At 58.4% G+C, this 12,489-nt stretch carries 13 protein-coding genes and 1 riboswitch; of the genes, 11 read left to right on the top strand and 2 right to left on the bottom strand.

Going from position 1 to position 12,489, the window contains the following annotated elements; genetic code table 11:
• Positions 1-21 precede the first annotated feature (21 nt).
• The 8 genes from RIN49_RS06675 to RIN49_RS06640 all read left to right on the top strand — a co-directional run bounded on the left by RIN49_RS06675 (position 22) and on the right by RIN49_RS06640 (position 8,501).
• Positions 22-909, top strand: coding sequence for a carbohydrate ABC transporter permease (locus tag RIN49_RS06675; protein WP_309119379.1), 888 nt, complete (start codon positions 22-24; stop codon positions 907-909).
• Between the two features lie 63 nt (positions 910-972).
• Positions 973-2,589, top strand: a complete 1,617-nt coding sequence (locus RIN49_RS06670) for an extracellular solute-binding protein (protein ID WP_309119378.1) — start codon at positions 973-975, stop codon at positions 2,587-2,589.
• Between the two features lie 99 nt (positions 2,590-2,688).
• Complete coding sequence (locus RIN49_RS06665) at positions 2,689-3,141, top strand: hypothetical protein (RefSeq protein ID WP_309119377.1); 453 nt, start codon at positions 2,689-2,691, stop codon at positions 3,139-3,141.
• Between the two features lie 13 nt (positions 3,142-3,154).
• Entirely contained in the window at positions 3,155-4,972 is a 1,818-nt protein-coding gene (locus RIN49_RS06660) for a hypothetical protein (RefSeq protein ID WP_309119376.1), read from the top strand.
• A gap of 94 nt (positions 4,973-5,066) precedes the next feature.
• Complete coding sequence (locus tag RIN49_RS06655) at positions 5,067-6,494, top strand: MFS transporter (RefSeq protein ID WP_309119375.1); 1,428 nt, start codon at positions 5,067-5,069, stop codon at positions 6,492-6,494.
• A gap of 24 nt (positions 6,495-6,518) precedes the next feature.
• Positions 6,519-7,544 carry an alpha/beta hydrolase family protein gene (locus tag RIN49_RS06650; RefSeq protein ID WP_309119374.1) on the top strand — a complete coding sequence of 342 codons (1,026 nt, stop codon included), beginning with the start codon at positions 6,519-6,521 and terminating at the stop codon, positions 7,542-7,544.
• Between the two features lie 31 nt (positions 7,545-7,575).
• Entirely contained in the window at positions 7,576-7,737 is a 162-nt protein-coding gene (locus tag RIN49_RS06645) for a hypothetical protein (RefSeq protein ID WP_309119373.1), read from the top strand.
• Between the two features lie 116 nt (positions 7,738-7,853).
• Positions 7,854-8,501: a metal-dependent hydrolase gene (locus RIN49_RS06640; protein ID WP_309119372.1), complete on the top strand. Its 648-nt coding sequence runs from the start codon at positions 7,854-7,856 to the stop codon at positions 8,499-8,501.
• A gap of 69 nt (positions 8,502-8,570) precedes the next feature.
• Here the strand turns inward: RIN49_RS06640 and pyk are convergent, their stop codons facing one another.
• Positions 8,571-9,716, bottom strand: coding sequence for a pyruvate kinase (pyk, locus tag RIN49_RS06635; protein WP_375295220.1), 1,146 nt, complete (start codon positions 9,714-9,716; stop codon positions 8,571-8,573).
• Positions 9,717-9,754: 38 nt separating this feature from the next.
• Here pyk and RIN49_RS06630 point away from each other — a divergent pair, with 38 nt between their 5' ends.
• From RIN49_RS06630 to RIN49_RS06620, 3 genes are all read left to right on the top strand, one after another.
• Positions 9,755-9,895 carry a helix-turn-helix domain-containing protein gene (locus tag RIN49_RS06630; protein ID WP_375295215.1) on the top strand — a complete coding sequence of 47 codons (141 nt, stop codon included), beginning with the start codon at positions 9,755-9,757 and terminating at the stop codon, positions 9,893-9,895.
• Positions 9,896-9,976: 81 nt separating this feature from the next.
• Positions 9,977-10,264: a hypothetical protein gene (locus RIN49_RS06625; RefSeq protein WP_309119371.1), complete on the top strand. Its 288-nt coding sequence runs from the start codon at positions 9,977-9,979 to the stop codon at positions 10,262-10,264.
• 88 nt (positions 10,265-10,352) lie between these two features.
• Positions 10,353-10,464, top strand: a riboswitch (purine riboswitch).
• Positions 10,465-10,595: 131 nt separating this feature from the next.
• On the top strand, positions 10,596-11,549 hold the full coding sequence (locus RIN49_RS06620; RefSeq protein ID WP_309119370.1) for an EamA family transporter: 954 nt from the start codon (positions 10,596-10,598) through the stop codon (positions 11,547-11,549).
• On the opposite strand, the gene RIN49_RS06615 is transcribed toward RIN49_RS06620, so the two are convergent.
• Positions 11,529-12,395 carry a DUF2935 domain-containing protein gene (locus RIN49_RS06615; RefSeq protein ID WP_309119369.1) on the bottom strand — a complete coding sequence of 289 codons (867 nt, stop codon included), beginning with the start codon at positions 12,393-12,395 and terminating at the stop codon, positions 11,529-11,531. The two genes, RIN49_RS06620 and RIN49_RS06615, sit on opposite strands and share 21 nt — an antisense overlap.
• Positions 12,396-12,489: the final 94 nt, after the last annotated feature.

The following is a 12,489-nucleotide window of genomic DNA, read 5'->3' as shown; positions in this document are numbered from 1 at the left end:
ATTGGAGAGGAGGCGCCAGCCATGAGAGATACGTCGTTCGGGGACCGGTTAAGCTATTGGTTGATCATCGCGGCGCTGTTCGCAATCGCCTTGACGATGGTGTTCCCGTTTTATTACATGTTCGTCACCTCGTTCGTCTCCTTCGGCGAATACATGCGCTCGGATATCATTTTGTGGCCGAAGGTGTGGGTGACCGACGCCTATTATTATATTTTCAATTTCAAACCGTTCCTTCGTTCGCTCGGCGTGACGGCCGGCGTCACGGTCGTCGGCGTATTCATGAATTTGGCGTTCACGTCGACGATGGCCTATTCGTTGTCGCGGGCGATCCCGGGGCGGAGATTTTTCAGCTTTATCGTGCTGTTTACGTTCTTGTTCGGCGGGGGCTTGATCCCGACGTACCTAGTCGTGAAAGAAACCGGGTTGATCGATACGTACTGGGCGCTTATCATTCCGGGCTTGATCAGCGCGTACAACCTTATCGTGATGCGGCAGTTTTTCCGGAACATCCCCGGCGAGCTCGTGGAGGCGGCCTTGATCGACGGCGCGAGCGAGATGCGCATTTACTTCACGATCATGCTGCCGCTCTCCAAGCCGGCCCTCGCCGCCTTCGGATTGTTTTTCGCGGTGGATCACTGGAATCACTTCTTCGACGCGATTTTGTATTTGAACGATTCCCACAAGTGGACGATTCAGGTCATTCTGCGTCAGATCGTCATCGCCGGAGAGGCGATGGGGACGATTCGGGCGTCCGCGGAAAGCGCCGCCTTCCGTTCCGAGAATCCGCCGCCGCCGGAGACGATCGGCATGGCCGCCGTGCTCGTCGCGACGCTTCCGATCATGCTGATTTACCCGTTCCTGCAAAAGCACTTCGCCAAAGGGGTGATGCTCGGTTCGCTGAAGGATTGATGCGAAGCTCCGATGGGCGGCAGGTAGAAGGCTACGTACGAATCGAATCGAGGAGGGGTACGCATGGTTAACGGCAACAAAAAGAAAGGGATGTTCGTCGGGTTGTCCATGGTCTTGCTGCTGAGCGCTTGTACGGGGGGAGGAGGCGCGACGGAAACGGAGGCGCCGAAGGACGAAGGCGAAACGAAAGCGCCCGTCGCGGAGGAGCCCGCCGCGGAGCCGGCCCCCGAAAAGTTCGAAATTTCCATGTTCAAAGGCGTGTGGGCCGCCATTCCGCCCAATGACGGCGAAGGACTGAAGGCGATCAACGAACGGTTTAACGTCGATTTCAAACCGCAGCTCGTGCCGATGGGCGAAGCGGAGCAGAAGCTGTCCGTCCTGATGGCGTCCGGCGACATTCCGGATATCGTCGGGTTCGAATCGCCTTCGTCCAACTTCTACCAATGGGCGGGGCAGGGCGCGTTCTTGCCGCTCAACGAATATTTCGAATCCGGCGAATACGAGACGCTGAACCTGATTCCCGACAACGTGCTGACGAAGCTGACCGTGGACGGCAAGATTTATGCGATCCCGCAATATTTCCGCGTGAAGTACCGGAATTCGCCGCTCATCCGCAAGGACTGGCTCGACAAGCTGGGCCTCTCGATGCCGACGAATTACAGCGAGCTGCTGGCCGTATCCAAAGCGTTCACCGAGCAGGATCCGGACGGCAACGGACAGAACGACACGTACGGCTTCGCGATGAGCAGCGGCATCGACAACGAAATGCAGATGGGCGCGTATTACGACAGCGGCACATGGCTGCATAAGAACGATAAGGGCCAGCTGATCCCCGGCATCATCTCCAACGGTTCCAAGGAACGGATTCAATTCCTGCGCGATGTCTACGCCGGCGGATACGTTCACAAGGATTGGCCGATCATGACGTACCAAGACGCGCGCAACTTGTTCTGGACGGGGAAAGCCGGCATCTACTACGAAGGTACGCCGGGCGGCAAAGGGCTGTTCGAGCAGCTGGCGGCGGCCGTTCCGAACGCCGTCATCGAGCCGCTTCCGCCGTTCGTCGCGCCGGACGGTTCGCAAGGCTACCAAGGCTTGTCGGGCTTCTACCTGCTGCATACGCTCAACGCCGAGCTCGCCGATCAACCGGAGAAGGTGAAGCGGATACTCGAGATGACCGATTTCTTCGCCACCTTCATCCCGAAGGAGCAAGCGAACCCGGACAATCCGGATTACGACTGGAAATGGGGCGGCCTCGGCAAGGGGTACGAATTCACGGACGGCAAACGCGTGCTTACCGAAGAAGGAGCGACTAAACGCCCGCAAACGTATTTCATGACCGCCGAATGGGCGCCGAACGACGAAGCGGTCGACATGAGCAGCAGCATCACGACGCCGCTGCAGCAGGCGTACGTCGACAAATCGGTAGAGATGTGGTCGAAGCCGAACTTCGTGTATATCGATCCTACGATGAGCGTCAATTCGGAAATCTATAACACGAAATATTGGGAGCTCCACACGACGCTGATCGACGAGCAGACGAAGATGATTATCGGCGATCAGCCGATGGACGCCTGGGAACCGATGGTGGAGAGCTTCTTGAGCAACGGCGGGCAAGACGTCATCGACGACGTGAACGCGAAGATCGCGGAGGCGGGCGTGGAAGGGCGCTGGCAATAAGCGACGGTCGCAGCGGCGGCCGCATAGAGGAGAGGGAGAGGGGGCGCGCCCTCTCTTTTTCCACTGACGAACGGACTTGGAAAATGAGGAGGCGCAGCCATGACGCACGAGGCGTTGCGGGAACAAGCGGATCGCGCGGCGAAAATCGGCTTGATGTACTTGGACGGGGACGCGTTCGAGGGAATGTTGCTCGATCGCGCCGGGGATACGGACTATGACTTCGACGCGTTCATCCAGGTGAAGCGCTCTCTGGCGTTCCTTGAGCGAATCGAGGAGGGGGCGAAGCTGTGCGCCGTGCTCTGGCAGGCGTATCCCGATAATCCGGGCTTGTCCGTGCCGGTCGCGGCCGGGTCGTCCCTCCCGCTCGAGGGATGGACGCGGACGCGCACGAGCGCGGAGCTCGCAGCGGTGTATTCGCGCGGCGAACGGCCGATCCGCAAAGACCCCGCCGCGGGGACGACGCATTATTACTATCCGGTGCGGAACAGCGACGCCGAGATCGTGGGCGCTTTGGAGCTGATCGCCGGACTCGCGGTCGCCGCGGATCTATAAAAGGAGGCTCGTCATGCGAATTTTCGCGATAAAGGACTATGCGCGGATAGACGGCTTGACCGGCACGTTCGTCGAACGGGAGCATGCTTCGGATTTGGAAATTTGCAAGGCAATCGTCGAATTGCATGCGGGCTCGAATCAATACGTCTCGTTCCAGATCGTCGTGCAGACGTCCGGCGCGCCCGTCACGTCGTTCGCCCTCGAACTCCGCGACTTGCGCGGCGAGGACGGCGCCTTGCTGTCCGCCGGAGAGACTGACGTCTACGTCCAGTGGTTCCATCGGACGAACGGAATGCTGGTGCCCGATATGCTCGTGCCGATGTCCGAAGCGTTCCCGTTCCGCCTTCCTCTGGACGAACGGTATATGCCGGATCAACGGGCGGGGGCGCTGTGGGTCGATTGGTTCGTTCCGCCGGGTCTGCCGTCCGGCGAGTACCGCGGCACCTTCGCGGTCCGCGCGAACGATGAGGAGCGGGAGTTCGAGCTGCAGTTGCGCGTATACGCGGTGACCGTACCGAACCGGAGCCGGATGACGGCGGATTTGAACGCGTACGCCGATTCGATCTCTCCGGAATTTCCGGAACTGCGGGACAATCCCGCTCGATACGAGGACGGCTCCTTCTTCGAGATGGAAGCGAAGGTTGTCCGCATGGCCCGCGAGCATCGAGCGGTATACCATAATCTCGGATACCGCCATTCCGGCAAGGTGACGCCTTCCTTCGCGCCCGAGCTCGAAGGGGAAGGCAAGAACATCCGAGTCAAGTCTTGGGAGCTGTTCGACCGTCACTTCGGCCCGTATTTGGACGGCACGGCGTTCGCGGGATCGAAGCGCGGAGCGTATCCTCTGGAGTATATGTACTTGCCGTTCAACCTGGAGTGGCCGGCACGCTTCGTGAAATGGGGTAAGAAGGGATATCGGACGGAAACGAGGCGCATCTTGTCGGAGTTCGTGCGTCATTTCGAAGAGAAGGGTTGGACGGAGACGACGTTCGAGATTTTCCTGAATCATAAGAAACAGTACCGATTCTATCCGTTTACGATCGACGAAATTTGGTACGAACACGACGAGGAGCCGATGGAGGCGTATTACGAGCTTATCGAAGGCGTCTTCGACGCGACGCCGGTCTCCTTCGTCTATCGGATGGATTCCAGCAATCACTACGGAACCCACTCGCGGAACCGGTTCGCCGACATATGTAAGCTGTGGGTCGTCGGCGAGGGGATGTTCAGCTGGTTTCCCGATAGCGTGCCGAGCATGAAGGCGAAGGGCAACACGATTTGGATTTACGGCGGGAACGTCATCAGCGATCTATCGAGAGACTTGCTGACGTTGTTCACTTGGCCGATGGAGGCGTTCATGACGGGCATTCACGGCTTCACGGTGTGGAATTCGTTCGGACATAGAGGCGCCGACTATTTAGCCGAACCGATCGCAGGAGAGATTATCCTGTACCCCGGCGCTCGGCTCGGCATGAAGGAACCGCTTCCGTCGATCCGTCTGAAGGCGCTCCGCAACTTCATGCAATTGGCCGACGTGCTGATGGGCACGCGCGGCACCGACATCGAATACGGCGGCGCGGACGTGAACGGCGGCGTCAAGCGCATCGTCAACCGGCATTACGGGTTCGAAGACGGCCGGGAATGGTGGAGAGCGACGCCGGATTTCGTCGATACGCCGCCGAGAATATGGGATTTCTCGCCGGGCGGCGCGGTTGATCGGGCGTGCTCCCCTGCCTTCGGCGAGGGAAGGTCGCCGAGAACGATCGAGCGCATCGGCAAAGATGTATTGGCTTACCTGGGCGGCCAAGGTTGGTATGACGGGGAGAGGTGAGCGGACTGTCGATCCCCGTATGCATGGAAGATCATACCCGCGACATACGATTGGAAGATAACGTATTCGAGGGATGCGCGAAGGAGCGAATCCGATGGGGAATATGGGGAGTCGAACGATTTCGGCGCTCGTCCGCAACCGTCCCGGCGTACTGGCCGGCATCTCCGCTCAATTCGGGCTCGCGGACTGCAACATCGATCGGCTGACGGTCAGCGCGGACCGGGATCCTGCGCTCGCTTGGATGAAAATATCCGCGAAGACCGACGACCGAACGCTTTCCACGCTGTTGACCCGGCTGGAAGCGATGCAGGAGGTGCTGTCCGTCCGGGCGCGCGACGCCAGGAAAGAGACGATGGCTTACGGCACCGTCGCTTATTGCTTGTTCGTCGTCATCTTCGGCATTAATCTGGCTTCGCCGATTTATTCGATATATAAGGAAACATGGGATCTGACCCCGTCTATGGTGACAGCGCTTTTCGCGGCGTATGCATTCCCGGTGATCCCGTCGATCGTCCTGTTCGGGCAGATGGCGCATCGTCTCGGCCCGCGTCGTATCTTAGGCGCCGGCCTTGTCTTCGCCGCGAGCGGATCGCTTGGGCTGGCCGTCGCGGACGGTTACGGGTGGATGCTGGCCGCCAGAACGATGCAGGGGGTAGCGGTGGGCATGTTCAACGGCGTCGCGGTCGGCGCGATGACGGACCTGCATGCGACCCGAGATCGCCGAACGGCGGCGTTCGCCGCCGCGGCGATGGTTACCGCGGGCAACGCCCTCGGTCCCGTCGCGTCCGGAGCGCTGGCGGAGTTCGCGCCGATGCCGACGGTGCTCCCGTACGCCGTGCATTTGCTGATGCTCGTCGCCGCGATGGCGGGATTGGCATTCGTCGACATGAGAACGGAGCGGGTGCCCCGAAGCCGGCTGCACTTGCCGTTCGTACCGGCAGGGTTGCGCTTGGCTTTCGCGACCGCCGCGACATCCTCGTTCATCGCCTGGTCGGCGGTCAGTCTCTTCCTGAGCGTTGTTCCGTCTTACTTGGACGAATGGGTCGGCCGTTCCGGCTATCTCCTCTCGGGATGCACGGCCGCGTTCGTTCTCGGGCTGTCGGTCCTCGGTCAGCGTGCAATGGAGAAGATGCCGGCTACCGTCGCTGCGTCGTTCGGCTGCGCGTTCATGGCGTTCGGTCTCGCGAGTTTGTTCCTCTCGAACGCGTCGTCATCGGCTGCCTGGCTCGTCGCGAGCGCGACATGCGTCGGCCTCGGCCACGGGCCGCTGTACGCCGTCGGTCTCGGCGCGGTGAATCGCATCTCGCCGGATGCGGCAAGGGCGGACCTGATCTCGCTGTATTACGCGATAACATATGTAGGCGTGAGTCTCCCGGTCATGGGACTCGGCTTTGCCGCGCAGCTTCTGGATTGGACCGAGGCGATCGGCTGGTGGACCGCCGCGATGCTCGCCCTGCTGGCACTCGTCTGGCGGGGATGGATGCGCGAGGCTCGATTCCGGCCGAAGGAATGTTCAGAGTGATAATCTTTCTAGGAGGGCGTTGACATGTGGCATCCGGATGAATATATGGAATCCCTGTACGCGAGCATAACCCCAGAGCTGCAATTCGCCGCTGCGAACGCGGAGGAATGGAAGGCGTGGCGAGATCGGCTGCGCCGACGGTTCGCGGAACGACTGGGAGGATTCCCGGATCGGTCCGCGGCGTTGGAACCGAAGCTGCTTGAACGCGTCGAATGCGACGGGTACGTTCGAGAGCGCGTCGAGTTTACGACGTTCTTCGGATTGCGATGTCCGGCATACGTGCTCGTTCCGACCGTAAGCGCGGCCCTTGGCGCGCGGCTTCCGGCCGTCGCCGCGTTCCACGGGCACGGGTACGGGAGCAGGGAGGTCGTGGGGTTGTCGCCCGCGGGCGAGTCGATCATCGGTCGGCCGACGTATCAGAAAAACTTCGGCGTCCAGCTGGCGAAGCGGGGTTTCCTCGTCGTCGCGCCCGAAATTTTCGGGTTCGGCGATCGGCGATTGCGGGACGAATACGGGCGGGACAAGTATTCCTCTTGCGACAAGCTGAGCAAGTTATTGCTTCACATGGGCCGTACGATGGCGGGTCACCGAGTCTACGAAGCGATGAGAGCCGTCGATTACTTGTGCATGCGCGAAGATGTCGACGCGGAACGGATCGGCTGCATGGGCATTTCCGGCGGAGGACTCGTAGCTTCCTTCACGGCGGCCTTGGACGAACGAATCAAGTCGACGGTGGTCAGCGGGTACGTCAATACGTTCAAGGCCAGTATCCTGGACATCGAACATTGTATCGACAACTACGTTCCCGGTTTGGGCGAATACGCGGAAATGCCGGATATCGTCAGTTTGATCGCGCCGAGGGCGCTGTTGATGGAGGCGGGGACGAAAGACGAGATCTTCCCGCTTTCCGCATCGCTCGAGGCGCTCGAACGCATTCGCAACGTCTATACACTGCTGGAGGTTCCGTCGAAGTTGGCATGCGACGTCTTCGAAGGGGAGCATGAAATCAGCGGCGCGCAAGCGTACGACTGGCTGCAGCGAACCGTCTGATTCGACGAAACGGCTTGCGAAGGCGATCGATATGGCGACCGCGAACCCGATGAAGCTGTTCCCGAGGGGCCGGCGGGATCGAGGGCGCCTGAAGGCGGGCTTCCTTGCGGACTTTCTCCTTTTCGACACCGGTGAAGCGCACCGGCGGTTGGAGCTGCGGGAGGTTTGGCGGCGCGGCGAACGAATCAAGTAAAGAGTTAACGAGGCTGCCGCCGATCGGCAGCCTTGTATGCATTTGCAGAACTTCAATTTTCGGTTATAATAGGACCTCCAAACATATGTTTGCATCAATTATCGTTGGAGGTAATCATGAAAGGAACGACGCATCTCGCCATCGGCGCCGCGATCGGAGCGGCCTCGACTTTGTATTACCCGTTCCAGCCTAGTCACGGAGCCGTCTATTTGATCGTGGCGTCATTTTCGGCCATGGCCGCCGATTTGGACGGCCCCAGCCTGTTAAGCGGAAAACTGGGCAAGCTGTCCCGTTGGCTGCGCCGGTTCACCCTCAGCTCCGGGATTCTCCTCGTCCTTGCGAATGCCTACTGGTACGTTTCCGAGGGATGGTTCTCGTTTCCGTATTCGTCCATTGCCGTCGTCGTACTGCTGCTCGGCCTTGTCACGTCGCAGGGCACGATCCGTAACGCGCTCGTCAGTATCGTCGGGCTCGGTCTGCTGTACGGCGGCCTACGATCAGGTCAAGCGTGGCTGATGGAACTTGGCGTTTTCGTGGCGTGGGTTCCTTGGCTGAAGCATCGCGGGATGACGCATACGGCTTGGGCTCTTCTGATATGGGGAACGATCGGGTGGGGGCTGGAAAACCATATCGGGATACCAGGAGTGACGGCGACCGCCGTTGCCGGATATGCATCTCACTTGCTCGCGGACACGCTGACCCCGAACGGGGTGAAATGGCTGTTTCCGCTGTACAAGAAATCATTTAAGTTTATTCCTTGGTAAACAGCTGAAAAACGAGCCCGCAAGCGCGGGGTTACCGCGTACGGGCTCGTTTTCACTTCTTGACTTCCTCTATTCCTCCACTTGATGGATCCGAATCAAATTCGTCGAACCGGACTTCCCGGCCGGTACACCGGCGGTGATGACCACGATATCGCCTGATCGCCAGGGAATGATTTGACCCCCGGCGCGCAGTGCGGAAGCAGCCGCATGATCCGTCGTCTCCACGGTTACGCCGCGTACTGGAATGACGCCCCATAGAAATTGCAATCCGCTCAACACACGATCGTCCGGCGTGACGGCGAGGATCGGCGCGGATGGCCGATATTTCGAAACCATTCTCGCGGTAAATCCGCTGCTGGTCGGCGTAACGATCGCCCTTGCTCCAAGCTCGATCGATGCGTTTACGACGGCGCGACTAACGACTTCGGTGATGCCCTCGCTTTGGTGCGGCTTTAGCAGAAACCGCTCTCCATAATCGATCGTCGCCTCCGTCTTCGTCGCTATGCTCGCCATCATCCGCACCGATTCGAGCGGGTATTTGCCGGCTGCCGTTTCTCCCGACAGCATAACGGCATCCGCTCCTTGCAGCACGGCGTTCGCCACGTCGCTTACCTCGGCCCGAGTCGGCCGTGGATTCACTTGCATCGAATCGAGCATTTGCGTTGCGATAATGACGGGCTTTCCCGCGGCGTTACACCGTTCGATCATCCGCCTTTGCAAAATCGGAACGTCCTCTGTCGGAATTTCGACGCCCAGGTCGCCGCGCGCTACCATGATACCGTCGGATACGGCGACGATCGCATCCAGTTCGTCGACGCCTTCTTCATTTTCGATTTTAGAGATGATTTGGATGTGCGGCGCCCCTTTTTCCTCTAAGATGCCTCGTATTTTCATTATGTCCTTCGCATTCCGGACGAACGATACGGCGAGCGTATCAATTCCTTCCGCAATCCCGAATTCGATATGGGAGATGTCTCGCTCCGTTACGCCTGGCAACGTGGTTTTCACGCCGGGCAGGTTGACGCCTTTCCGCGGCTTTAGAAGCGCGTGATTTGTAACCGTACAGAGGACCTCCGTGCCTTCGACGCTGTCCACGGACAACTCCAACAAGCCGTCGTCGATCAATACTTTCCCGCCGGGTCGGATCACTTGAGGCAGCTCCGAGTAGGTCACGGAAACGCGTTCCGCCGTTCCCTCGATCGTCTCCGTTGTCAGCGTCAGCTTGTCGCTTCCGAATCCGCACCGCGAAATATATGCTGAACGAATCGCTGCTGACCATAAGCGAGATTTCCGACTTCGTAGGGTATTCGGATCTCTCCTACTTCCAAAGAATGTTTAAGCGAATCGCCGGGCATCCGCCTTCTTTCTTCAGGAGCGTGCGCAGGGTGGTTTAAACGCACCTACCCGTACGGTTACGATCAAGACTAAGCCATAGTCAAAGACTGCTTGTCAGCGCGTAGGAGGTTTAACGTCCAATGGACGACCGGAAGATTCATATCCTTCAACGATCCGACGAGATCCATCGGATCCTTCGCAACATGGTTAAACAGCCAGGCGACGTGCTAGGCGTGGCATTCGGTATCGTTACGGAAGTTAGCGGAAAGTCGAAAGGGCTGCCTTCATGGACGATTCGCATCGATGACGCCAGGGCAGTGCTCACCTCGGACATCTTGCTTCGTTATATGAACGAGCATACAGATCTTAAGGTTGCAATCGCTTGCTTTATGCGTGAACGCTTTCCAACCTTTGCCTCCTTCTTCTGAAAATTTTTTATGCCGGCTTGGGTTGACAGCACCTTACCTGCCATGTAATATATGAAACGTTGTCGCATGAGCACCACGTTGCGGGAACGCACGAATTTCATATTCCATTCGTATAACCTCGCAGGCCGATCCGTGCACACAGGGCGAGGGTTTCTACAGGGAGCCTTAACTTCCTAACTACGTAGCTAAGAAAATGAGCTTTACGCTCGTTTCAGGCGACGGGGTTAGGATTTTTTTGCGTTCGAGCCGACATGCGACGCTGGGCATAAACGACATGCATGCAAAGCATGACATGGCAAAGCATTTCTAGACAGCAGGGGGTACTGGAGCAATGAAATATTATGCAGCCGTTCTCGCAGGCGCTATGAGTTATGGCATATTATCGACGATCGTGGTTCTGGCTTACGGGAAGGGTTATCAGCTGGGCGAGGTGGTTGGAAGCCAGCTGTTGACGGGATTCATCCTGTCGTGGGTGCTCGCTCTGTACACCAAATACAAACAGGTCAGGAAGGAGCGCGAAGCTGGCCAGGGCAAAGGCGGGGCTTCCCAGATCCAGGCCTACGGGCGACTGACGTGGAAGCACCGCCTGACGCTGATGGCCGCGGGCACGCCAAACGTCATCACCGGGCTCGTGTATTATCAATCGCTGCGATACATTCCTGCATCGCTGGCCATCGTCTTGTTATTCCAGTTCACCTGGATCAGCGTGCTGATCCAAGCGGCGGCCAAGCGCCGGCGTCCCGATAAAGTAACGCTGCTGACGCTGCTGGTCCTATTCGGCGGAACGCTACTTGCCGCGGGTTTCCTAGAGCAGGGGCTAACCGAATTCAACGTATGGGGGACCGCGCTAGGCATGATGTCGGCGGTAAGCTACTCGCTGTTCGTCCTGTTTAGCGGCAAGGCCGTGCCGGCCGCTCATCCGGTATACCGGAGCGCTTGGATGGTAACCGGCGCCCTGCTCCTGCTGTGCATCTTGTTTCCGCCGACGTTCCTCTTCAACGGATTGATCTGGAGTCAGCTTCTAGCGTTCGGCTTGCTGCTCGGCTTCTTCGGAGCATTCATACCGCCCGTGTTGTTCGCGTTCGGCGTACCGCACATCGGCGGCGGGATGGCGGGCATCATCGGCGCGGCCGAACTTCCGGTGGCGGTTCTCATGTCTTCGTTCGTGCTTCGCGAGCAAGTAAGCGGACTGCAGTGGATCGGCGTGATCGTCGTGCTCATCGGCGTGGCGCTGCCCGAGCTGCATAAACTCCGGCTCTCGCGGTCAAGCGCGATGTATTCTTGAAGTTCTCTGCGATTCATGATTCGGAACGTTCGGCTTCCACAAATAACAGGTTTCAGGCGGAATGATGCGCGGATCGAAGCGGGAGAGTTGGTAAAGGAAATAACATGTTTCGGGCAGATGATGTTCGAGGAAACGTAAAGTGAGTCTGCCGAGGAGCTCATCGTGACGAAACCGCTCGATCGTTCGTTCCACGAATGAATAGAACGCTAATGAAGCGACCGACACGTCGACCGCAAACTTGCGTTGCACGGGGAAGCCAGGCGGGGTAAATCGCAAGAAGCCGCCGATCGCGCGGTTTTTTGCCATATGCGCTTGGAACGCATCGATAAAGGTGCGCGTTTGCTGTAACGTAGGCAGCTCCGTGGGATCAATATGATCGTACAACAATATCGCATGCCCGAGCTGATCCTCCAACCACATATCGAGCAAGGCGTGAAGCGGCTTCGGCGGATAAGGTTTGCCATTAACGTAATAACCGAGGATACGAAGGTACTCCTCATTTTCAAGCAGGGTTCCGTTGAAATAGACCGGCATCAGCTGGAGATCAATGGCATTGCGAATCCGTAGACGCTGCAACTCTCCCTCGAATCGGTAGTAGCCATGAGCTACGCGCTGTGCATTGCGAGCGAAGTCGATCAACCCTTCGTCGTCGACAGGGAGTGTAGGATTCAATGTCTGGAGCTGCGTGCGCAGCTGTCCGAAAGCCTGAACGTACCCTTGGGCCGCTTCCGCCCAGCGGGTTTCCCTTGCCGATAGATGGTCGATGACGAACACCGCATGATCCTCTAGGATCCCAATCCAAAACAAGTGCTCGTTCCACGGGGACAAAGGCGCTTTGGCGGACACTACGCTCACGCTCCGTTCGGATTAGTTTTGTGTAAGTTTATTGCAGATTGTTATGGTTTATGATTCATGCTCAATAGCATCTTACTGCAGACAT

The organism is Paenibacillus sp., from assembly GCF_031177825.1.
GTDB lineage: Bacteria > Bacillota > Bacilli > Paenibacillales > YIM-B00363 > Paenibacillus_AE.
The sequence above is the reverse complement of the archived record's forward strand: the minus strand, read 5'-3'. Positions and strand labels throughout refer to the sequence as shown.